At 41.7% G+C, this 22,310-nt stretch carries 23 protein-coding genes and 8 tRNA genes; 29 read left to right on the top strand and 2 right to left on the bottom strand.

From position 1 onward, the window contains the following. Positions 1 to 407 precede the first annotated feature (407 nt). The gene (locus tag ciss_RS11915) at positions 408 to 1,259 is read right to left on the bottom strand and encodes a tyrosine-type recombinase/integrase (protein WP_075866516.1); all 852 of its coding nucleotides are present in this window, start codon (positions 1,257 to 1,259) and stop codon (positions 408 to 410) included. A 226-nt stretch (positions 1,260 to 1,485) separates the two neighbouring features. On the opposite strand from ciss_RS11915, the gene ciss_RS11920 reads away from it, so the two are divergent. From ciss_RS11920 to ciss_RS11960, 9 genes are all read left to right on the top strand, one after another. Then, positions 1,486 to 2,376 carry a methyl-accepting chemotaxis protein gene (locus ciss_RS11920; protein WP_075866517.1) on the top strand — a complete coding sequence of 297 codons (891 nt, stop codon included), beginning with the start codon at positions 1,486 to 1,488 and terminating at the stop codon, positions 2,374 to 2,376. A 60-nt stretch (positions 2,377 to 2,436) separates the two neighbouring features. Further along, positions 2,437 to 2,745 carry a helix-turn-helix domain-containing protein gene (locus tag ciss_RS11925; protein WP_075866518.1) on the top strand — a complete coding sequence of 103 codons (309 nt, stop codon included), beginning with the start codon at positions 2,437 to 2,439 and terminating at the stop codon, positions 2,743 to 2,745. Between the two features lie 51 nt (positions 2,746 to 2,796). Then, the gene (locus ciss_RS11930) at positions 2,797 to 4,065 is read left to right on the top strand and encodes an HD domain-containing phosphohydrolase (protein WP_075866519.1); all 1,269 of its coding nucleotides are present in this window, start codon (positions 2,797 to 2,799) and stop codon (positions 4,063 to 4,065) included. 263 nt (positions 4,066 to 4,328) lie between these two features. Beyond that, positions 4,329 to 5,180 carry a hypothetical protein gene (locus ciss_RS11935; protein WP_075866520.1) on the top strand — a complete coding sequence of 284 codons (852 nt, stop codon included), beginning with the start codon at positions 4,329 to 4,331 and terminating at the stop codon, positions 5,178 to 5,180. A gap of 131 nt (positions 5,181 to 5,311) precedes the next feature. Continuing rightward, on the top strand, positions 5,312 to 5,752 hold the full coding sequence (dut, locus tag ciss_RS11940) for a dUTP diphosphatase (RefSeq protein WP_075866521.1): 441 nt from the start codon (positions 5,312 to 5,314) through the stop codon (positions 5,750 to 5,752). Positions 5,753 to 5,836: 84 nt separating this feature from the next. Further along, positions 5,837 to 5,911 (top strand) — tRNA-Arg (locus ciss_RS11945). Positions 5,912 to 6,031: 120 nt separating this feature from the next. Continuing rightward, positions 6,032 to 7,729: a two-component system sensor histidine kinase NtrB gene (locus ciss_RS11950; RefSeq protein ID WP_143298568.1), complete on the top strand. Its 1,698-nt coding sequence runs from the start codon at positions 6,032 to 6,034 to the stop codon at positions 7,727 to 7,729. Beyond that, positions 7,707 to 8,084: a hypothetical protein gene (locus ciss_RS11955; RefSeq protein ID WP_075866523.1), complete on the top strand. Its 378-nt coding sequence runs from the start codon at positions 7,707 to 7,709 to the stop codon at positions 8,082 to 8,084. The genes ciss_RS11950 and ciss_RS11955 overlap by 23 nt, the downstream gene beginning before the upstream one ends. Positions 8,085 to 8,146: 62 nt before the next feature. Continuing rightward, the gene (locus ciss_RS11960) at positions 8,147 to 9,052 is read left to right on the top strand and encodes a DUF8754 domain-containing protein (protein WP_075866524.1); all 906 of its coding nucleotides are present in this window, start codon (positions 8,147 to 8,149) and stop codon (positions 9,050 to 9,052) included. Here ciss_RS11960 and ciss_RS11965 read toward each other — a convergent pair. Further along, on the bottom strand, positions 9,049 to 9,693 hold the full coding sequence (locus ciss_RS11965) for a L,D-transpeptidase family protein (RefSeq protein WP_075866525.1): 645 nt from the start codon (positions 9,691 to 9,693) through the stop codon (positions 9,049 to 9,051). The two genes, ciss_RS11960 and ciss_RS11965, sit on opposite strands and share 4 nt — an antisense overlap. Positions 9,694 to 9,787: 94 nt before the next feature. Here ciss_RS11965 and ciss_RS11970 point away from each other — a divergent pair, with 94 nt between their 5' ends. The 20 genes from ciss_RS11970 (at position 9,788) to tig (ending at position 22,292) form a co-directional block, all read left to right on the top strand. Further along, on the top strand, positions 9,788 to 10,363 hold the full coding sequence (locus ciss_RS11970) for a GerMN domain-containing protein (protein WP_075866526.1): 576 nt from the start codon (positions 9,788 to 9,790) through the stop codon (positions 10,361 to 10,363). A 206-nt stretch (positions 10,364 to 10,569) separates the two neighbouring features. Then, complete coding sequence (gene murI, locus ciss_RS11975) at positions 10,570 to 11,367, top strand: glutamate racemase (protein ID WP_166504029.1); 798 nt, start codon at positions 10,570 to 10,572, stop codon at positions 11,365 to 11,367. After that, positions 11,364 to 11,777, top strand: coding sequence for a methylaspartate mutase subunit S (glmS, locus tag ciss_RS11980; RefSeq protein WP_075866527.1), 414 nt, complete (start codon positions 11,364 to 11,366; stop codon positions 11,775 to 11,777). The genes murI and glmS overlap by 4 nt, the downstream gene beginning before the upstream one ends. A gap of 12 nt (positions 11,778 to 11,789) precedes the next feature. Then, complete coding sequence (gene glmL / locus ciss_RS11985) at positions 11,790 to 13,142, top strand: methylaspartate mutase accessory protein GlmL (protein ID WP_075866528.1); 1,353 nt, start codon at positions 11,790 to 11,792, stop codon at positions 13,140 to 13,142. Positions 13,143 to 13,163: 21 nt separating this feature from the next. Then, positions 13,164 to 14,612 carry a methylaspartate mutase subunit E gene (locus ciss_RS11990; RefSeq protein ID WP_075866529.1) on the top strand — a complete coding sequence of 483 codons (1,449 nt, stop codon included), beginning with the start codon at positions 13,164 to 13,166 and terminating at the stop codon, positions 14,610 to 14,612. A gap of 8 nt (positions 14,613 to 14,620) precedes the next feature. Next, entirely contained in the window at positions 14,621 to 15,595 is a 975-nt protein-coding gene (locus ciss_RS11995; protein WP_075866530.1) for a 2-hydroxyacyl-CoA dehydratase family protein, read from the top strand. Between the two features lie 12 nt (positions 15,596 to 15,607). Next, on the top strand, positions 15,608 to 16,363 hold the full coding sequence (locus ciss_RS12000; protein WP_075866531.1) for an acyl-CoA dehydratase activase: 756 nt from the start codon (positions 15,608 to 15,610) through the stop codon (positions 16,361 to 16,363). Next, a complete protein-coding gene (locus tag ciss_RS12005; protein ID WP_075866532.1) occupies positions 16,363 to 17,091 on the top strand; it encodes an MBL fold metallo-hydrolase in 729 nt (242 codons plus the stop codon). Before ciss_RS12000 ends, ciss_RS12005 begins: the two co-directional genes overlap by 1 nt. Beyond that, positions 17,088 to 17,990, top strand: a complete 903-nt coding sequence (locus ciss_RS12010) for an alanine-tRNA synthetase second additional domain-containing protein (RefSeq protein WP_075866533.1) — start codon at positions 17,088 to 17,090, stop codon at positions 17,988 to 17,990. The genes ciss_RS12005 and ciss_RS12010 overlap by 4 nt, the downstream gene beginning before the upstream one ends. Continuing rightward, positions 17,990 to 18,754, top strand: coding sequence for a ribonuclease PH (gene rph / locus ciss_RS12015; RefSeq protein WP_075866534.1), 765 nt, complete (start codon positions 17,990 to 17,992; stop codon positions 18,752 to 18,754). Before ciss_RS12010 ends, rph begins: the two co-directional genes overlap by 1 nt. After that, positions 18,729 to 19,337: an XTP/dITP diphosphatase gene (locus ciss_RS12020; protein WP_075866535.1), complete on the top strand. Its 609-nt coding sequence runs from the start codon at positions 18,729 to 18,731 to the stop codon at positions 19,335 to 19,337. The genes rph and ciss_RS12020 overlap by 26 nt, the downstream gene beginning before the upstream one ends. Further along, complete coding sequence (locus ciss_RS12025; protein ID WP_075866536.1) at positions 19,322 to 19,792, top strand: metallophosphoesterase family protein; 471 nt, start codon at positions 19,322 to 19,324, stop codon at positions 19,790 to 19,792. The genes ciss_RS12020 and ciss_RS12025 overlap by 16 nt, the downstream gene beginning before the upstream one ends. A gap of 79 nt (positions 19,793 to 19,871) precedes the next feature. Next, positions 19,872 to 19,945 (top strand) — tRNA-Gly (locus tag ciss_RS12030). A gap of 11 nt (positions 19,946 to 19,956) precedes the next feature. Continuing rightward, a tRNA-Arg gene (locus ciss_RS12035) sits at positions 19,957 to 20,032 on the top strand. A gap of 107 nt (positions 20,033 to 20,139) precedes the next feature. Beyond that, positions 20,140 to 20,217, top strand: a tRNA-His gene (locus ciss_RS12040). 117 nt (positions 20,218 to 20,334) lie between these two features. Next, positions 20,335 to 20,409, top strand: a tRNA-Gln gene (locus ciss_RS12045). Between the two features lie 43 nt (positions 20,410 to 20,452). Then, positions 20,453 to 20,528 (top strand) — tRNA-Lys (locus tag ciss_RS12050). Positions 20,529 to 20,646: 118 nt separating this feature from the next. Beyond that, positions 20,647 to 20,729: transfer RNA gene (locus ciss_RS12055), tRNA-Leu, on the top strand. Between the two features lie 14 nt (positions 20,730 to 20,743). Then, positions 20,744 to 20,818: transfer RNA gene (locus tag ciss_RS12060), tRNA-Gly, on the top strand. A 190-nt stretch (positions 20,819 to 21,008) separates the two neighbouring features. Further along, positions 21,009 to 22,292 carry a trigger factor gene (tig, locus tag ciss_RS12065; RefSeq protein WP_075866537.1) on the top strand — a complete coding sequence of 428 codons (1,284 nt, stop codon included), beginning with the start codon at positions 21,009 to 21,011 and terminating at the stop codon, positions 22,290 to 22,292. The last annotated feature ends 18 nt before the right edge of the window (positions 22,293 to 22,310 follow it).

Genomic DNA, 22,310 nt, shown 5'->3' on the forward strand with positions numbered 1-22,310 from the left:
TTTTTTTATGTTTTAATATCTTTTTCTTCGCTCATTTATACTTCAGTTTTATAAAACAAACACCTTTCTACCGTTAAGGATGTTTCTAACTTTTTTATCATTTCCTTTAACTTTTCAGCAGTTGGCTGACATAGCCTTACGACCTTAGCCCATTTAATTTGCATTGTTGCTTTTTAACGAGTTTACCTACATCTAAGTATTAAAAAAATTGAATGAAAAGTCAATAAAAATTTTAAAATTTGTCAAATGATGCTAATTCCTGTTTCTTTAGTATGATAGAGTAAAAAAAGTAAAATAAAACACATCATAAAGATTGTTGGAAAGCTTGACATTAAGGCTCTTTTTATCTTTATGTAACCATTTTATTGGTAATTAATTTAATTTGCATTTCAGTTATAAGGTATTTTTTAAAGCAAATCGATGTACTCTGCTAATTCTTCGGTAGTTGAAACAGTATATCTTGCCACAGTTTGCAGTGACACGGAACCGTCAGATTTAAAGTGTCCAAGCAACTTGGCTACTTTATCCAGGCTGGCCCCGCTTTTAATCAGGTTTTTGGCGAAAGTATGCCTAAGCTGGTGAGGATGCAGGTTTTCTATTCCTGCAAGTTCTCCTGCCGCTTTCACCCTTTTGTAAATAGATGACGGATTCATCGGTTTGCCCTTCCAACCAGGAAGAACATACTCATATTTGGACTTTCTTTTTAACTCATTTAAGGTATCCCTTAAAAGCGGGTGCAGTGGCACTTCCCGAACCCGTCCCATCTTACCTATAACCTGTAATTTTTTATCTTTGATATTATCCCATTTTAATTCAGCCATTTCTGATACCCTAAGTCCTGCTAGAAGCCCAAGATAAATTATAACTCGGTCTTTTAATTTCAGCGCATCGCAGATCGTTAAAAGTCTTTTACGTTCAAAATCACTTAAAGACTTTGGCTGTTGAACAGGAACTACTGCTGCCTTCACTTTTTTCCATAAATCTTTTTTCAGGCCAATAACTTCGTATATCTTGCCCAGGAGTACCAACCTGTAGTTGGCGGTGGAGATTTCATTTTTTTTGAGCAAAGAATAATAAAATTCCTGGGCATCGACTACATTTGCTTTTTCAACGTCTATACCTCTTTCCCACAAGAACTCTTTCCAGATTTTCCAAGCCCTCCAGTATCCTTCAATTGTTCTTTTATTCAAATTCTCTTCCAGGGCCCAAATCAAAAATTTTTCAAAATATGGATCTTGACCCTTTTGTTCTTTTCTCATATCAGTAACGCCATTCTCCTTTTCTTAAGTTTTCAAAAAAACAAGGTCTGCAAAAAATTATAACTTATCTTTTCTTAGACTAACACTTTTGGATTAAGAGTCAATATTTAAATTAAAATATTGACTTATATAAACAATTAAATAATTAGCCAGCATTGAATAATCAAATAATTAACCACCAATGAAATTTTTTGCCTTTGAGGCAAGTTGGAAAAGAGGAATTTGGATGATTGAGTTGATAGAAGTACTTTTGATTTTGGAAAAACAAATTGAAAAAGTGATAAAAACAAGTGAAAGTGCGGTATTAGAAATAGTTCAATCTGTAGAAAACAGCATGACTGTGCTAAAAAATAGCAAAGATTTAATTGCCAGTTCTATGCTGGAGGTATTGGAGCTAAATCGAAAAAGTATTGCGGCAATTAATGAAGTGGTAGAGGAAAATGCTAGAGTACTGCAGGAAGTGGAGGATTATATTCGCCAGTTAGTTACAAAGATTAACGATGTCTTTCAATTATGGGATAAAGAGGAGCAGGCAGCATTGGTAGAGATTTTAGAAAAAATTAACCGAAAAACCAGGGTAGTAGCGTTAAATGCTTCGATAGAAGCTGCCCGTCTGGGAGCTGCCGGTCGAAATTTTGCTGTTGTAGCCAAAGAGATCCAAGGTTTGGTAAGTCAAACGTCTGAGGCTATTGGAAACTTAGCGGAGCATAATAAAACTTTTAAGGGAAAAGTGGAAGAATTAAGTGGAAGCTTAGAAGAACTTGAAAACTATTTTTTAAGTCAATTGAGAGCTGCCAATGAAAAGATTAAGGAAAGCGGGAAGATAAGCCGGGAGTGGGGCCAGAAGGTCAGTGACATTTTTTCTAAGGCTGATACAGCTTTAAAGGATTTAGAAGAAGTAATTTCTCGAGGAGTTATTAATTTTCAATTTCAAGATATTATTGCTCAAAGGCTAAATAATGTTATTCAAGGGTTGAGAGTTATTGAAGAACACTTGGAAGGTAAGGAACAAGGGGAATTATTGAGTAAAATTAAAGCGCTTTATAATTCTGAAGAAGAGCGAAGAATTCACCAAAGTACTTTAGATGCTGAACTGTTGAATGTTGAATTTTTCTAAAAAATTTTGCGTTAATTAGAAAACTTGTTCTTCTAGGACTGGTGATATGGGTGATTTTCTTTGGCCGTTAAGAACAGAATCAGGTTAATTCGAAAGAAAAGAAAAATTAAGAGTAGAGAACTAGCTGAGCTGGTAGGGATTTCTTATTGGGCATTAAACAAGTATGAAATCCATGAACGGGAACCAAGTATCGAAATTCTTTGGAAAATAGCAAAGGAATTAAAAGTGAGTCTCGAATACCTTGCCGGGCTTGTGGAAGAAGAAAATCCTTATAATGATGTAATTAAAAAAATTTACCAATTACCTGATGAAGCTATAGAAGAAGTTAACCTTTTTCTGGATTTTTTGCTGTTCAAGTATAAAGCCTGAAGAGCGGTTTATGATTAATTTTTCAATACTGACAATAGGAGTGGAAACTTAATGTACACAGTCGATTTGACTGACGTAGTAGTTGCATTAACAAAGGCTTTGGAGTTTACTAAAGGCGATTTTGCACATCACCATGAAAGGGTAGCATATATTGCTGCATCTATCGGGAATAAGCTAAAGCTTCCAGCGAAAGATTACGAAACACTGTTTTGGGCAGCTTACCTCCACGATTTAGGTGCAGGAGCAAGATTGATGAATCTAGACGATATATCTTTACTCGATAAATACGATTCCAAACATGCTGAATTGGGCTATGAACTTTTAAAAGATGTGCCTTTTTTTCGGGAGGTAGCCGAAGTAATTAAGCTTCACCACCGAAGGTTTATGGATTATCCATTGGAAGATCGGTACAAAACTGTTTCTCTTTTAAGTCAAATTATCTTTGCTGCTGACCAGATTGAGTTACTTCTTGCTCCTAGAAAATTGGCTTTATTGCAACGTAGAGAAATCGAACGTTACTTTAGTAAAAATACTAAAATTCTTTTTAACGATTTAATCGTAGAAGCATTTTTAGAACTTTCGAAGCAGGAAAGCTTCTGGATAGACCTTAGCCATTACTATATCGAGGAAAGGCTTTCGGAATTAAGGCCAAAAACAAAAATTATGGCCGGCGAAAAGGAATTAAAACTTTTGTCAGTACCTTTTGCTTACATAATTGACGCTAAAAGCCATTTCACCAAAACGCACTCCTTAAATGTTGCCGTTTTAAGCGGCCAGCTTGCTGAAACTGCCGGACTTACAGAACAAAGAGCGTTGATAGAAATAGCAGGGCTCGTCCATGACATAGGAAAACTTGGTGTTCCAAATAAAATTCTCGAAAAAAACGGGCCTTTAACTGAAAGCGAATTTGCAATAATAAAAGCTCATCCCTACTTTTCGTACCATTTGCTAAACAAAGTTTCAGGCTTTGAAGATATAGCTCGGTGGGCAGGATACCACCACGAGCAGCCAAACGGACAGGGCTATCCTTTTAAAGCTTCCGGCGAGCAGTTATGTGTTCCTTCAAGAATTATTGCCGTGGCGGACAAGTGGGTAGCTTTAACGGAGAAACGCCCTTACCGGGATGCTTTAAATACGAAAGATGCTTTAGAAATTTTAACCGATATGACAGCAAAAGAAATCGTTGATAGAAAGATAGTAAATTTGCTTAAAGAAAACATAGACTACTTTATAAATAATGCAAACTTAGAAATTCAAAATATTACCGAAAAAGAAATTGGGGGTAAAAATCCGGCAGTCTATCAAACAAAGATGCGTTGAGAATCTGTTTAATTGGCGTTATCGCAGAAAAAGCACTGTCATTATTGTTAGTGCCAACTGTCGACAGTTTTTTGGGTAAATAACTAAAAAGGTACATATTTGTAGTAAAATATTAAAGGGATAAAATAAAATCAAAAAAATTTTTACTGAAACACTTAATAACTGTTACTTTTGTATGGTACGGTCCCCCTCCACTATGATAAATAGTGTAAAAGATGGCCTGCAAACCATGCAGGCCTTTTTTGGCATTAAGGAGAGATGATATGAATATGCGTCGGTATTTTTTGCTGGGAGTCCTTACTTTAACAGTGGCTTTGCTTTTTATTGTTTTTATTTTTCCTATTAAAGTACTGCCCCGAGGGGTGTGGACATGGGATATTTCATTGACGAAAGAGCAAGACTTTTGGGAAATATTAACGGAATATAAAATAAAAACGTTGTACCTGCAAATACCGCCCAAAATTAATTCCGAGCAAATGGCTAAAATTTTAACGGAAGCTAAAAAATTGGAAAAAGAAGTTTATGCCCTGGGGGGAGAACCAAGCTGGGGACTAAAAGAAAACCAGGAGGAAGTATTAGCTTTTATTGATAAAGTTATCGACTTAAATCAGAAACTTCCGGTAAAATTTGCCGGGATTCAGCTTGATATAGAGCCTTACTTACTGCCCGATTGGGAAAGAAACTGGCAGGCAGTAGCGGTAGAATATTTAGATATTCTTAAGCTTGTTAAAGAGAAACTTTCCGGATCGGGGCTTTCCTTTGAAGTGGTGGTACCTTTTTGGTTTGATGAGGGAGAGAAGTCCTTTCGCCTAACCTATCAGGGAAGGGAAAACTATTTATCCGGACATATTTTAGAGCTGGTAGCGGGGATTTCGGTAATGGCTTACCGGGAAAACTACGAGGAAATACCGGTGGTTTGTAAGGAAGAATTAGCTTTAGGAGAAAAATATGGTAAGAAGGTGCGGGTGGGGATTGAAGTAAAATATTTTCAAAATAGCAACCAAGTATTATTTACGGCTGTATCGAAGTTAGAAAAAAGTTTTCGCGACTATCTTTCTTTTGGTGGCATTGTGTTTCATGATTATTTTGCTTTACAAAAATTAAATGATAGATAAGTAAAAATAAAAACCTATTTAAAAAGGGCAAACTCTAGCCCCATGTTTACAATTAAAAAGTTTTTGTAAAAACGAAAAGCCTTTATAATTATAAAAAGGGAGAAACTAAACAGGTGAATATGGAGGAGACAATGCGCGGATTTAAGATTGTAAGTTTTTTTGAGGACAAAGGAATCAACATCCCCCGGCGTAAGACCAAAGCCAGTGCCGGTTATGATCTGGAAGCAGCGGAGGATGTGGTTTTAAACCCGGGTGAGGTAAAACTGGTGCCTACCGGTGTTAAAGCTTATATGCCCGAAGATGAAGTGCTTCTCATTTACATTAGAAGTAGCCTTGCGGTGAAAAAAGGCTTGATTCTCGCCAACGGCGTAGGGGTAGTAGATGCGGATTATTACGATAATCCGGAAAACGAAGGCCATATCATGGTACCTTTGTTTAACCCCGGGAAAGAACCGGTAACGATCAGGAAAGGGGAACGGATAGCCCAGGGGATTTTTACAAAATATTTAAAGACCGAGGATGACCAGGCAGAAGGCCAAAGAACGGGAGGGTTTGGATCTACCGGTCAGTAAAAAAATAACAGTAAAATTTCTTTCTTAACAACTTGCCTTCAAGCGAAAAATGTGTATAATAGTAAGAGCGAGGAATAAAGAAATGCGCCCGTAGCTCAGCGGATAGAGCGCCGGCCTCCGGAGCCGGGTGCGTAGGTTCGATTCCTGCCGGGCGCACCATAAATTGCACAAAAACCGGGTTCTATAGGGCCCGGTTTATTTTTTTAACTAAAGCAGGAAAAATTAAACTAATGTAGAAGAGAATAGTGAAAAATAATCAGAAAATTTTACCAACAGGGAGTGAGGGGTATTAAAGGCAGGTATTTTTACCTGACCCTTTTGTTAGTGCTGCCATTAGTGATAGTGGGAACGGTCATGTATTATTTTTTATACCTGGAAATACCGGAGTTATCGAAAAAAAATTTAACCTATGTTGCGGTACATATGGCGAAGGAAATTGAAAAAGACCTAACGGATATTAACGATTTGGAAATTTCTGAGCAAAACGAAATAAATTTAATTTTAACTCATTTTCCCGATATGATGATAAGTTTTATAAAATGTCCAAATTTGGAAATTATAGCTCGCTATGCCAATGTAAATGGCAAATTAGCTAAAGATAGCGAATTAATCGGAGGGATACTTACCGGAGAAATTAAAGATATTATCATTAAAAAACGCTATCCTTATTTTGGTAAGTTAAGCTTAGCCGACGGGAAAGCCTATGTTTACCTCCACCCGGTTTACGTGAAGAAAGAGCTGGTGGGTTTTGTTCTTACCCAGCAAAACCGAAATTACTTATCGGTAGTGGTTGGCGAAATTTTGAGGCTTAGCGGAACGGTGTTATTTTTAGTGCTCCTGGTGGGAATAGGATATAGTTTACATTATGTTTTTTTAAACGACCGGAGGACTCTTGCCCTTACAAAATCTAACTGGGATTTGCAGCGAAAATTAAATGCCGTTTTGGAAAATGCACAAACGGGGATTGTTTTAGTTGACAGGGATTTAACTATTACCTACATAAATCCCTCGGCGGAAGAGTTTTTTAAGGTTTCTTTTGTAGAAGCTGTGGGAAAACAGTACGATGAGTTTATCAAAAGCTATATTATAACCGAGGAAGAGAAAAAGTCATCATTTTTAGTACATACTTTAAAAACCGGAAATACCGTTTATAGAAAAACGATAACTTTTCAAGTTCTGGGAGAAATGCGTTTGGGGGAAGTTTGTACGGGAATTATCCAAAATAATTTGGGACAAATTGACGGAGCTTTTTTATTTATCCAGGACATAACCGACAAAAGGCAGAAAGAAGAGTTAGCTGCCAAAACCCTGCAGTTAGCAGCGGCGGGTGAAATTATTTCGGAACTCACCCACGAATTAAAAAATGCCTTTACGGTGTTAACCGGTTTATCAAAACTTTGTCAGGATGGGCGGCCCGAGTTGAAAATGCTCGATGAGGAAATAAATCGGCTGTACCGCTTAACTACTGATTTTCTTAATTTAAACAAAGCTTACCGGGCTAAAAAAGAACGTTTTGATTTTCAAAAATTAGTGGTGGAAGTATTGGCCCTTGTTGACAGAGAAGCTCGAAAACAAAAGGTGAAAATTGAGACTTTTCTTCATTACCCCCCTTATTTAAAGGGGGACCGAAACCTTTTAAAACAAGCGCTCTTAAATGTTTTATTAAACGCCGTAGAAGCAATGGAAGGGGGTGGAGTTCTTAAGATTTATCTGGACTACAACGTTAAAAGCCGGGAAATAGTTTTAACCGTGGCCGATAGCGGTCCCGGTATACCGCCGGAAATTTTGCAAAAAATTTGCCAGCCTTTCTTTACTACCAAGGAAAAGGGGACCGGCCTGGGTTTACCTTTTACCAAGAGGGTAGTGGAATTTCACTTGGGAAATTTAATGATTAAAAGCGAAGTGGGCAAAGGAACGTGGGTGATAATTACTTTACCGGTAGGGGAGGGTAGCTATGAAAAAATCCAGGTGGTATGAAGTGGTAAGTGTAGCTTTGGTAATTTTGGGACTGTTGATGTTCAACTGGGCTTTAGGTAGACTAAACGTCAAAAGTACCGCAGTTTACATGGCTGTGCGGCTTTTAATGGGAATGGGACTTATGTTAGCGGGATTTTCTTTAGAATGGGAACGGATATCCAAAACTTCGAAAATAACTTTTGATTGGGTAACCCTTTTAATTCTCGGGCTTCCTGCCCTGATTTTAGCCTGGCTTCCCTTTTTTGTTCATTATTTAAATTTACCTTTGCCCGAGCTTATCTGGCAGGAGAGACTACCGGCAGAATCGGTGGGAGCATTTTTTTTAGGTATTGCTCTTGGCAAAAGCTTTCGGTAGTAATGCACAACTCCTTTTTTGGTGGTAAAATTATATAAAGACCGAAAAAAGGAGCGGATGCTGTGAAAAGGGTAGTCAGCGTAAGCCTGGGTTCTTCCAAGCGAGACAAAGCAACCGAGGCGGAATTTTTGGGAGAAAAATTTATTATCGAGCGCCGGGGTACCGATGGGGATTATAATAAAGCGTTGCAGGTTTTAAAAGAGTTGGACGGCAAAGTAGATGCTATTGGACTTGGCGGGATAGATGTCTATCTTTATGCCGGAGGACGCCGGTATGCTATAAAAGATGGGCTTCGGCTTTTGCAGGCGGTTAAAATTACTCCGGCGGTGGATGGAAGTGGCCTCAAAAATACTTTAGAGCGGGAAGTGGTGCGGGAGCTTGCCCGTATGGGAATTATCACTCCTAAAAGCAAGGTGCTGCTGGTTTCCGGCGTGGATCGTTTCGGTATGGCGGAAGCGTTAGTCGAAACCGGTGCGGAAGTAATTTTTGGCGATTTAATTTTTGCCCTGGGAATTCCCATTCCTATTAGGAAAATCAGCACTTTGAATTTCTTAGCGGCTATACTGCTGCCCATTATTACCAAGCTGCCGTTTCAGATTCTTTATCCTACGGGCAAGGAACAGGAAGTTAGAGAAAAGAAAAGCAAGAATGACCGGTATTACCACTGGGCGGATATTATTGCCGGGGATTACCTCTATATAAAGAAACACTTACCGGAGCGGATTGATGGCAAGATAATTTTAACCAATACTACTACCCGGGAAGATGTGGAGGAGTTAAAAAACAGGGGGGCCAAAATGTTAGTTACAACCACTCCGGTTTTAAACGGACGCTCTTTTGGAACCAACGTTATGGAAGGGGTTTTATTAACTCTTCTAAACAAGAAGTGGGAAGAAGTAACTTCCGAGGATTATTTAAAACTTTTAAAGGAACTGGGCTTTAAGCCCAATATAATTGAGTTAAATTAATCATAGATCCTTAAAAGTTTGTACATTTCCATGTTTATCCGATTATCAGAGGGAAGGCCGTGGTCGGCACGAAATTGCACTACGGCTTTTTCCATTTTTCGGCCAAAAATACCGTCGATGGGACCGGAATAATAACCTTTAAGCTTTAAAAGCTCCTGCAGAATAAGAACATCACTTCCTTTAGAACCTACAACCAATGTTCGCCACGGGGTTTCCTGATAGGTAAAAGGATTACCGAGAATAATTACTTGATCTTGAAGGTTAACCTTTTCGTACAGTTCTTCTACATGCCGGTTTAACATCCGGATACAGCCGTGACTGGCGTAACTGCCAATGGAACCGGGTTTGTTGGTCCCGTGAATGCCGTACATACCCCAGGGTACGTTTAAACCTAGAAAGCGGCTGCCAAAACCGCTGCCCCAGTTTTTGCGCATAAAGATGATTTTAAAGCAACCAATCGGGGTGGGAGTTTTCAGGTCACCCAGGGCAACCGGGTATTTTTTTACAAGCTTATCTTCCCGGAAAAGATAAAGGAGGCGGGTCCGCGTTTCAATGATAATGATATTTTTTTCGTTGGCTAAAACGGTAAGGGGAGTTAAAAATATCATAAGGAAAACAAGAGAAAAAAGTTTTTTTACCATTTTATCTACCTCCGGTAATAAACTTGTCCTTTATCGAATAGTTATTTATTAGTGTGATACATCAGGACAGGTTTATTTCGGGAGGTGAAAAAATTTGGTCAGGAAAATTATGGCAGGTATTTTGGTGGTTTTTTTAATAAGTGGGGTTGCCGGCTGCAGCTGGTGGAATAAGATTTTTGAGCGTAAAGCGGTAGTTCCGGATAAAACCGAGGTTAAAGAGGAAAGCGTAGAAGTAGGTCAAAAAGGCGAGATGGTTGAAGTAGTTTTATATTTTGCCGATGAAACCGGCGAATATTTGGTTCCGGAAAAGCGGATGATTGCCAAAGTTCCAGCTATTGCGCGAGAAACGTTAAACGAACTTTTTGCCGGCCCCCAAACTTCTAATTTAAAGCCGGTGGTTCCTTCCGGTACGGTTTTACGGGATATTAATGTGAAACCCGATGGCTTGTGCATTGTTGATCTCAGCCGGGAAGTGATAGATAACCACCCGGGAGGATCGGCGGCGGAAGCGTTAACCGTATATGCTATTGTGGACACGTTATGCCAATTTCCTACGATAAAAAAAGTAGAGTTTCGGGTTGAGGGGGAAAAAGTGGAAAGCTTAAAAGGTCACATGGACCTAACGGTACCGGTGGAGAAAAATGAGGCGATGATTAAAATAAAAAATTAACCACAAACCTTTTTTGGCTTTTAGGCCAAAAAAGGTTTTTTTCTTAAAATCCCTTGACTTTTTTGCCAAATAGAGTTTTTCTTAAAAGGGTAGCAGATGGAAAAAAGGATTTTTGTGTGGGATAATATTAAGAAGGGTATCAAGAAACAGTTCTGGCAGAATAATATTTTGGTAAAACTTTAACCGTTTACAGGAGGTTTAGCATTTTGGACAAAGCATCACTGGGTATCGGAATATTTGATTCGGGAGTTGGCGGAGTAACGGTGCTAAAGGAATTAATAAATTTGCTCCCCCAAGAAAACTTTTACTATTTGGGAGATACTGCTCATGTACCTTACGGCTCGAAATCCAAAGAGGAATTATTAGTTTTGGGCGATGCCATAATTCGCTTTTTTCTTAAGTTAGGGGTTAAGATGGTAGTCTTTGCCTGCAATACCAGTTCGGCCATAACCTTACCCATCTTAAAAGAAAAATACCCGGTTTTAATGGAAGGAATGCTGGAGCCCTTAAGGAAAAATATGCCGGCCAAAGCCAAGGTCGGGGTGCTGGCCACCGAGGCGACGGTGAAAAGTGGGCTTTATCAAAAAAAACTTATGGAAACTAACAAGTTTCAAGAAGTTTATATGGTAGCTTGTCCCCGGTATGTGCCCTTGATTGAAAAGGGGATTGTTTCGGGGAAAGAAGTGGAAGAAGCTACCCGGGAATACTTTGAGCCACTTGTAGAAGAAGAAATTAGAGATGTGGTCCTGGGTTGTACCCATTATCCTTTTTTAACCGAAACTATTCAGAAACTTTACCCCAAAATTCAGGTAATTGACCCGGCGGCCTATGTTGCCCGGGAGGTTTATCGAAAATTAGAGGAAAACAAGCTTTTAGGTGAGAATGGCGGAAAAGTCCAGTTTTTTGTTACCGGCGATGAAAAAAGTCTAAAAAATCTTGGAAGCTTGTACTTAGGCTATAACATAGATAAGGTCCAAAAAATTGACCTGGAGGTAATAGTATGAAAGAGGTAAATTTAGTGCTCGGGGTGATTGGGGCTGATGTTCACGCTATTGGCAATAAAATTTTAGAGTATGCCCTCACCAATGCCGGTTTTAAGGTACACAATTTAGGGGTAATGGTGAGCCAGGAAGAATTTGTGAAAGCTGCTTTGGAGACCGATGCCAAAGCGGTATTGGTTTCTTCCCTTTACGGTCACGGGGAAATTGACTGTCGTGGTCTCAAGGAAAAGTTTATTGAAGCTGGTCTGGATGATGTTCTCCTGTATGTAGGAGGTAACTTAGTGGTGGGGAAACAGGATTTTACCGAAGTAGAGAGAAAGTTTAAAGCAATGGGATTTGACCGGGTATTTCCCCCGGGAACGATGCCGGAAGAAGCAATACAAGCCCTTAAAGAAGACCTTGGGCTAATGTAGGGGGCTTTTAAGGTGACGTTAGGGCTTTTTTTGGACATAGGCAGTACATATACCAAAGGACGAGTGGTGGAGTTAGAACGGGGGGAGCTTGTAGCTTCGGCTAAAGCTTATACTACCGTAGAAACCGATGTAACCCTTGGGATAAACGATTGCCTTTTAGAGTTATCACGGCAGGGAATTAAAGAGAAATATGATATAAAACTTGCCTCTTCTTCGGCTGCCGGCGGACTCAGGATGGTGGCGGTAGGGCTGGTACGGGATTTAACCACCGAGGCGGCAAAAAAGGCAGCTTTGACCGCCGGGGCGCGGGTAGAAAAGACCTATAGCTATGAGCTTACCCCGGAAGATTTGGACGAAATTTTGGCCCTGAATCCGGACATCATTTTGCTGGCCGGAGGAACTGACGGCGGGAACAAAAAATACCTTTTAGAAAATGCTAAGAAATTATCACGGCTAAAAATTAAAGGCACGATTTTGGTTGCCGGCAACCGCTCGGCGGCTACCGAGGTTGCCGGAATATTAGAAGGCAAGGTAGACTTCAGGATTGCTCCCAATGTCTTACCGGACCTCAATACCCTAAACATTGAACCGGTCCAAAACCTGATTCGCCAGATATTTTTAGAAAAAATAGTTGAAGCCAAAGGGTTAAAAAAAGCCGAAAAAATCGTGGACAAGGTAATGATGCCAACGCCCCTGGCGGTTTTAAAAGGGGCGGAACTTTTAGCCCAAAAAATCGGGGAGCTTATATTAATTGATGTCGGAGGAGCTACTACCGATGTACATTCGGTAGCAAAGGGGCTACCCACCTCGTCGGGGGTGAGTTTAAAAGGACTTCCGGAGCCCTACGCTAAAAGAACTGTGGAAGGGGATTTGGGGTTAAGGAGAACGGTGAAAAATGTTGTTGAATACGGACAAGAAGAATTTTACAATTCTGGGATTACTTCCGAGCAATTAAACGGTTACCTGGAAAAAATTTATAGAAATCCGACGTATCTTCCCCAAACCCCCCGGGAAAAGGAAATTGAAAAAGCGCTTACCCGAATTTGTGTCAAAACAGCAATGAATCGGCATGCGGGAAGATTGGAGGAAATCTGGACTCCTGCCGGAAAAAGTTTTGTTCAGTACGGTAAGGATTTAACCGGGGTAGAAGCTTTGGTTGGAACCGGAGGACCTTTAGTTTATGCCGAGGAACCGGAAAAAGTTTTAGCGGCGGGTTTTTTTGAAGAAAATAGTCCTCATATCTTAAAGCCCAAGAAACCTGAACTTTATTTAGACACCGAGTATGTCTTGTTTGCTGCGGGCTTACTGGCGGAAAATAATCGGGAAGCAGGTTTAAAACTATTAAATTCCGTTAAAAAACTTTAAACAAGCGGGAGGCAACGGGGAATGAAAGGGAAAATTGATCTGGAGAAGTTTTTGCAAACTCGGAAAGAAGTTCTGGCTGCCTGGCCTACGGGAGCGGAAGTGTCATTGGAAGATGGAATAAACTACCATAAAGCTTTACCGCCGGAAAAAAACTTTGCCGTTAAGCTTAAAAAAGTTAAGGAAGAAGGAATTACTGCCATTCAACCCCGGGCGGGGGTTGCTTTATTAAACGAGCATATAGCTCTTTTGAAATATTTAGAAAAAGAAGGGGAAGCGGACTTTCTTCCCACCACCATTGACAGTTACACCAGGCAAAACCGCTATCAGGAAGCCCAGCGGGGTATCGAAGAAAGCCTGGCGGAAGGTCGCTCAATGTTAAACGGCTTTCCGGCGGTAAATTACGGGGTGTATCCTTGCCGCAAGATAATTGAAGAGGTTAACGTGCCGGTGCAGGTACGTCACGGGACTCCCGATGCCCGGCTTTTAGCAGAAATAACCCTGGCCGGGGGTTTTTCAAGCTTTGAAGGAGGAGGTATTACCTACAACATTCCCTATGCCAAGGAAGTCCCGTTGAGAAAATCTATTGAAGACTGGCAGTATGTGGACCGGTTGATCGGTTACTATGCGGAACACGGGGTTTTAATAAACCGGGAATCGTTTGGACCCCTTACCGGTACTTTGGTACCGCCGTCCATTACCATTGCCATTAATATTTTAGAGCTTCTCTTAGCCGTCGAGCAGGGAGTAAAAAGCTTTACCCTGGGACTCGGGCAGTGCGGCAATTTAAACCAGGACGTAGCGGCTTTACACGGGATGGTGGAACTGGCGGAGGAGTACTTAAAGCGCTTTGGTTTTCAGGATGTGGATTTAACCACCGTATTTCACCAGTGGATGGGTGGTTTTCCGCAGGATGAAGCCCGGGCTTTTGCGGTAATTGCCTGGGGAGCGGTAGCTGCCGCTTTAGCCAAGGCTAACAAGGTTGTTGTTAAAACACCCCATGAAGCTTTGGGAGTACCCACCAAAGAAGCCAATGCCCAGGGTTTAAAAACCACCCGGCAGATTGTCAATATGCTAAAAGACCAGCGGTTTATGGTCAATGAGGAATACCTTTTAGAAAAAGAAATGATGAAAAAAGAAGCCCGGGCCATTGTGGAACGTACTCTGGAACTGGGAGAAGGGGACTTGGTTGCGGGAATTGAGCGGGCGTTTGCCGCAGGGGTTATCGATGTGCCTTTTGCCCCCAGTCGTTTTAACCTGGGGAAAATCCTGCCGGCACGGGATGATACCGGAGCGGTGCGGATTTTAGAGTTTGGAAATCTTCCCTTTGATAGCGAAATCCGGGAATTTCATAGGGAACGGCTAAAACGGAGAGGGGAAAAGGAAGGACGGGAGCCCAGCTTTCAAATGGTGATTGACGATATATACGCTATTGGTAAAGGAATGTTAGTAGGAAAACCGAGGACAAAGTAGGTGGAGCGATGAAAGTTGGCATAACAACAACCATACCGGTAGAAGCGGTTTTTGCGGCGGGCAAGACGCCGGTTGATTTGAATAATATTTTCATTACCGCTCCCTCGCCTCAGGCTTTAGTGGAAGAAGCGGAAGAAGAAGGTTACCCCAGAAACATCTGTGCCTGGATTAAGGGGCTGTATACCGTTGCCAAGAATGATCCGGAAATTGGAACGATTATTGCCGTAACCCAGGGGGATTGCAGTAATACCCATGCGTTAATGGAAACACTAATGCTGGTGGGAAAAGAAATTATACCTTTTGCTTATCCCTTTGACCGGGATTACGACCTTTTAGCCCACCAGTTAGAAAAATTAATTGCTGCTCTGGGGACTACCTGGGAGGAAACGGTTCAAGTTAAAAAACAGTTGGATGAAATAAGAAAATTTTTGGTGGAGCTTGATTATTTAACGTATGCCGAAGGAAAAGTCACGGGTTTTGAAAATCACCTGTGGCTTGTATCATCAAGTGATTTTAATCAGGACCCCAAAAAGTTTCAAAAAGAACTCCTGGAATTTTTAGAGGAAGCAAGAAAAAGGCCCGGAGAGAAAGAAAAGCTGCGCATAGCGTATATTGGTGTGCCGCCGATAATTCCCGACCTTTACGATTACCTGGAAGAGAGGGGCGCCCGGGTAGTTTTTAACGAGGTCCAGCGGCAGTTTTCCATGCCGTATTTGGAGGAAGACATCGTGCGGCAGTACCAGTTATACACCTATCCCTACGGCATTTTTGCTCGCCTTAAAGATATTAAAGAGCAACTTGAACTAAGGGAAGTGGATGCGGTAATTCACTATGCGCAAAGTTTTTGCTACCGGCAAATAGAAGATTTAATTATCCGGCGGGAAATTAAGCTTCCGATTTTAACTTTGGAAGGAGATAAGCCGGGAAGAATGGATGCTCGCACCCGGATGCGGGTGGATGCTTTCTTGGATATGATTCGTTAAAAGGTGATGAAGATGTATGTAGGAATTGACCTTGGCAGTAGAAATGTCAAAATGGCAGTTAAAGAAGATGGAGAAATAAGGTTTTTACTTTTTGATACGGTGAGTTTTTACCGGGAATACGGAAAGCTTGTAGCAGGCGAGCTGGTGGTTGATTTTTCGGCTCTGGGGTTAAATTCCATTGAAAAAATTGTTTCCACCGGATACGGACGCCAGGCGGTGAAAATAAAAGGCGGCATTGATCTCCCGGAAATCCGGGCCCATGCGTTGGGGGCGGTTTACCAGACCGGGCTTATGGATTTTACCCTGTTGGATTTAGGGGGACAGGACAGTAAAGTTGTCTTGGTTAGAAAAGGCAAGGTGGTAGATTTTTTAACCAACGATAAATGTGCTGCTTCTACCGGAAGGTATCTCGAAAACATGGCTGCGGTTTTAAAGATTTCTTTAGAGGAATTGGGAAACTTTTATGAAGATCCGGTGGAACTTTCAAGTACCTGCGCTATATTTGGGGAGACGGAGCTTTTAGGCAAGGTGGTGGAAGGTTATCCTTTGGAACGGTTGGCGGCCGGGGTAAACTATACCATTTATAAAAGAATTGCTCCGATGCTTAAAAAACTTTTTTCTCCTCAGGTGGTGTTTACCGGGGGAGTGGCATACAGTCGCGCTTTAAGAAAGATCATTGAAAAGGAGCTTGGGGTCGAGGTAGTAATACCCCGGGAACCGCAATTTAACGGTGCTCTTGGTTGTTTAAGATACGGGGGAGGGATATAATGCGGCTAACGGTTTTGGGGTGCTGGGCGCCTTTTCCGGCACCGGGGGGAGCTACGTCGTCATATCTTTTAGAAACGGAAAAGGCAGCGATTTTAATTGATGCGGGGAGCGGGGCAGTAACGAACCTGTTGAAATGGGGGCAGCCGGAAAAACTTGATGCGGTGGTGCTTTCCCACTGGCATGAAGACCATACTGCAGACCTGCCCATTTTACGTTATCTTGTCAGAAGCTTATTTTTTACCGGAAAACGAACCGAAAAAGTAAAACTTTTTTATCCGGAATCCCCGGAAAAGCCGGATATGAGTAAATATCAGGAGTTTTTTGAGTTAATACCGATTAAAGAAGGAGAGTTTTTACAAATTAAAGAACTTCAAGGGTGGGCCGTAACCAATTCGCACCAGACTTTATCTTACGGCTTTAAATTTACCAACGGAATTAAAACCTTTGGTTATACCGGTGATACCGGCTACTTACCAAAGCACGCCGAGTTTTTTTCCGGGGTAGATTTGTTACTGGCGGAGTGTACCGGTTTTAAAAAAGATAGAGATTATACGCAAAATAACCATTTAACTACCGAAGATTGTGCGCTTTTAGCGAAAAACGCTAGGGTCAAAAACCTTGCGGTTACCCACTTCTGGCCCTTTTACAATGTTTTAATGCTTTTAGATGAAGTCCGCGCTATTTACCCCGGGGCCTTTGCCGTGCGGGAAGGAATGAGTATTGTATGAGCATTTATCCCCATGAATATCTTTTAAAAGCAGTTTATTTTGCTCCCCGGGGCAAACACCGGCTTATGGCTTTAGGTTCGGTTTTGGCCGAGAGATATTTAAGTCCCAAGGATAAATTGGTGGGGCTAATTGGTGATGCTGGGGCCGGCAAATCTTTATTAATTCGCGGGATGTTTCCGGGATTAGAACTTACCAATGATGATGAAGGGATAAATTTGCGGCCATTACCGTTACTGGAAGATTATGAACGGGAAAATTTTCGCCACCATTCGTATCACATGGATATGCGCTTTGAAATGGCTTTTACTCCGGCGTACCGTTTAGCCGAGGCGGTTAAAAAAGCTATCGATAAAGGGCGGCGGGTAGTAATTGAACATTTTGATTTGCTGTATCCCTATTTAAATATTAACGCCGAGCTTTTAATCGGGATTGGTGCTGAGGTGATTTTATTTCGCCCCAATGTTTTTGGCCCCTTTCCCCAGGAGGTGGCCGATGAAGTGTTTCCCTCTTTGGTTTACCGGAAAATGGCCCATTCGGCGGAAGACCTGACCGGTTATGTTTTAAAAGAAATGGGGATTATCAAGCCGGAGGTTCACAGCGATATCCGTAACGGTTTCTTACTGGAGTTTAAAGAAAAGCCAGAAATAGATTTAGAGGATTTGGAAAAAAGGGTAAAAGAATTAATTGCTCAAAATCTTTCAATTTGCTATTATGATGAAGAACATATCAAGCTTGGCCAGGAAAAGGTTGAATGTACCGGCCCAAGGATTCACGTTTCCAGAACCGGTGAGATAAAAGGTTTTAAAATACTTAAAGAATTAAAATACGATCCTATTGAAAAACTTTATATAATTGCCGGGGTTGTTGGTCAGCAGGATAACGAAAATGAGGTGATTTAATGCGGATTGATGGCAGGGAAAAAGACCAGTTACGAACGGTTAAAATAACCACAAACTACATAAAACATGCTGAAGGTTCGGTTTTAATTGAAATGGGTGATACCCGGGTAGTTTGTACCGCCACCGTAGAAGATAAGGTGCCTCCCTTTGCCAAGGGCGAAGGCAAAGGATGGATTACTGCGGAATACGGGATGCTTCCCCGGAGCACCGAAACGCGCAATGTCCGGGAAGCGACCAAAGGTCGGCAATCGGGTCGGACCCTGGAAATTCAACGGCTAATTGGTCGAGCCTTAAGGGGAGTGGTTGATTTAAAAGCTTTGGGGGAGCGAACTTTGTGGATTGATTGTGACGTAATTCAGGCGGATGGAGGTACCAGAACTGCAGCGATTACCGGTTCGTTTGTGGCTTTAGCATTAGCGTTAAATAAGCTCGTTGAGGACGGAATTTTACCGGTAATTCCCTTAAAGGATTTTGTGGCGGCGGTAAGTGTGGGAATAGTTGAAGGCGAGGAAGTTTTGGACTTAAATTTTGAGGAAGATTCGAAGGCTTTAGTGGATATGAACGTGGTGATGACCGGTTCTAACCGTTTTGTGGAAGTGCAGGGGACCGGTGAAGAAGCAACTTTTTCCATGGAAGAACTGCAAAGGCTATTAACACTGGCCCAGAAGGGGATCAGGGAGTTAATAGAGCTTCAAAAACAGGCTCTGGGAGATATTGCCCGAAGGATAGGGATGGAAAATGCAGCGGATAGTAATAGCCAGTAAAAATCAAGGAAAGCTTAAAGAATTTTCGTCGCTTTTAAGTTTTCCGGGTTTTTCTTTAGTTAGTCTTTTGGATTTCCCGGAAATAGGGGAAATACCCGAAGAGGGGACAACCTTCGAAGAAAACGCCTGGCAAAAAGCTTCTACGGTTTCCAAGTTTACCGGTTTGCCGGCCCTGGCGGATGATTCGGGCCTCGTGGTGGATGCCCTGGATGGAAGACCGGGGGTGTTTTCTGCTCGTTATGCCGGTGAGCCCAAAGATGATTTTAAAAATATCCAAAAACTGCTAAAAGAATTAGAAGGTGTCCCCTGGGAAAAGAGAACGGCTCGCTTTGTAGCGGTACTTTGCCTTTATTTCCCTGACGGCTCTTTTATTACGGCCCGGGGGGAATGTGAGGGCTATATTTTAGAGGAAATGCGGGGTAGCGGTGGTTTTGGCTATGACCCGGTCTTTTATCTTCCGGATTACGGTAAAACCATGGCGGAACTTCCTTTAGAGGTAAAAAACAAAATAAGTCACCGAGCCCGGGCATTAGAGGAGCTTTTAAGGAAGCTAAAGGAGGATTATAGGTGGAGTACCTGGTAGTTAGCGATACTCACGGACGCATTGAAAAGGTGATAAAATATGCGCGGGGCCGGAATTTTGCCGGGATAATCCATGCCGGGGACTACTACCGGGATGGTATAGCCCTGGGGACGGAGCTCGGTATTCCGGTGTTTGCGGTTCACGGAAATTGTGATGGGGTTTGGAATGGGATAGAAGAAGAATTATTGGAATTAAACGGAATAAAGATATTTTTAACCCACGGTCACTTATACTATGTAAAGCACGATTTAAAACAGATAGCCGAAAAGGCTGCCCAACTAAAAGTAGATCTGGCAGTTTTTGGACACAGTCACGTGCCGACTTTTACCAAGCTTAATGGTGTCTGGTTGTTAAATCCCGGAAGTCCGGAAAGACCCCGGGAGGAGCAAGGGGGAAGTTTGGCGGTTATAAAAATGGAGGAAAGAAATTTTACAGCAGATCTAATTTATCTCTAAAAAACCAAAATTCACCATCAAATTATTTATTGACAAAAGTCGTTTAATTATTTATACTATTTGATGCACGGAGGAACGAGCGGGTGTAGCTCAATGGTAGAGCCCTGGCCTTCCAAGCCAGTCGCGTGGGTTCGATTCCCATCACCCGCTCCATTTATTCCTGTGTCCCTGTAGCTCAATGGATAGAGCAACGGACTTCTAATCCGTAGGTTGGGGGTTCGAGTCCCTCCGGGGACGCCATTTCTGGAGGTCAGAAGTTGGAAGTTAGAGGTTAGATTACATCTAACTTCAGTTAATTAATAAATTATTTTCCAACCTCCAATCTCCAATATCCAATTTCCAATATGGTGGGTGTAGCCCAACGGTTAGGAGGCGCATGACTGTGGATCATGACAGTGTGGGTTCAAATCCCATCACCCACCCCATTTTAGAAGTTAGAGGTTAGAAGTTAGAAATTGGAGAACTTCTAACCCTAAAATAAAAATAAAGAATTTTATCTTTTGTTTGTCCAATCTCCAACTTCCGACATCTAATTTCTAAATTGGGGCGTCGCCAAGCGGTAAGGCAGCGGTCTTTGGAACCGCCATTCGTTGGTTCGAATCCAGCCGCCCCAGCCATTTGATAAAAACAGCAAAAGCTGTTACAATAAAGTTTTGTTGTGAGCCATTAGCTCAGTTGGTAGAGCACCTGACTTTTAATCAGGGTGTCGAAGGTTCGAGTCCTTCATGGCTCACCATTTTATTTGGAAATTTAGAAGTTAGAGGTTAGATTTTGGAAAAACCTTTAACTTTTTATTTATGTTTTGTTTTTTTTTATTTCTAACTTCTAACCTCCAACATCTAACTTCCAAAAGGGCGGGTGTGGCGGAACTGGCAGACGCGCTGGACTTAGGATCCAGTGGGTAACCGTGGGGGTTCAAGTCCCTCCACCCGCACCATTTTAACTTTAGCTGCGGAAGTGGCTCAGTGGTAGAGCATCGCCTTGCCAAGGCGAGGGTCGCGGGTTCGAATCCCGTCTTCCGCTCCAGAAAGTAAGCCCTGCAGTTAGCGTGCAGGGTTATTTGTTTTTTGGCCGGGCTGTTTCTTAAAGACAGTTTTTAGTTGCACATTGTTTAGATTCTGTGTAGAATATAATAGTAATTGAATATGTTGTTTTTAGCGGAATATGCCAAAAAAAGGCAACAAGAGATTAAATACATATTGCAAGGAGGATCAAGATGAAAGTTACCAAAGAAACTTTAGAAAAGAGTCGGGTGGAATTAACCGTTGAGGTAGAGGCGGAGGAAGTTTCTAAAGCTTACGAAAAAGCTTATAAAAAAATTGCCCAAAAAGTAGTTATCCCTGGTTTTAGAAAAGGAAAGGCTCCCAGGGTTTTAGTGGAAAGACATGTGGGTAAAGAGTATATTTTAGAAGAAGCCCTGGAGGAACTGTTGCCGGAGAGCTATGTTAAAGCGGTTAATGAGGCAGGAATCGAACCGGTAGATAAACCGGAAGTATCTTTGGTTTCCTACGGGATTAATGAACCGCTGGTTTATAAAGCGGTTGTAGATGTAAAACCCGAGGTTGAGCTGGGTCAATATACCGGCCTGGAAGTAACCAAAATGCCCGTTGAAGTTACCGATGAAGAAGTAGAAAAAGAACTGACCTATCTCCAGAATCGGTATGCGAAACTTATTACCGTTGAAGATGGTGAAGCAAAACTTGGTGATATGGTGGTAATTGATTTTGCCGGGAAAATGAATGGGGAACCCATTGAAGGGGGAAGTGCGGACAATTACCGGTTAGAACTGGGCTCAAAGGTTTTTATTCCTGGATTTGAAGAGCAAATTGTGGGTATGAAACCGGGAGAAACCAGGGATATTAATGTTACCTTTCCTGAGGATTACCAGAAAGAAGACCTTGCTGGAAAACCGGCAGTCTTTACCGTAACTTTAAAAGAAATTAAACGGAAAGAGTTAGCGCCCCTTGATGATGAGTTTGCCAAAGATGTTTCCGAATTTTCAACTCTGGCGGAGTTAAAAGAAGACCTCAAGAAAAAGATTGCTCAAGCCAAGGAAAATATTTCCCGGGAAAAAATGGAAGCAGAAGTAATTGAAAAAGTGGTAGATAATGCTAATGTGGAAATTCCCGTAAGCATGGTAAACCACGAAGTTGATCATATTCTTCATCATTTTGAGGAAGAGCTTAAGTACCGGCGGTTAACCTTGGAACAGTACCTGGAATACCAGAAGAAAACCCTGGATGAATTAAAGGAAGAATTAAAACCAAGAGCCGAACGCAATGTTAAAACCGAATTAGTGTTAGAAGCTATTGCCAAAAAAGAAGGAATTACCGCTACCGATGAAGAATTAGATAAGGAGCTTGGTAAAATCGCCGAACTTTACCAGCAACCGGTAGAGGAAATTAAAAAGCTTTTTGCTCAGCGAATGGATGATATTGCCTATTCCATTGTTCGCCGAAAAACTATTGACTTTTTGGTGGAAAATGCCAAAGCCGTTTAAATTAGCATAAGGGGGTGT

The sequence above is a fragment of the Carboxydothermus islandicus genome (genome assembly GCF_001950325.1).
Lineage (GTDB): Bacteria > Bacillota > Z-2901 > Carboxydothermales > Carboxydothermaceae > Carboxydothermus > Carboxydothermus islandicus.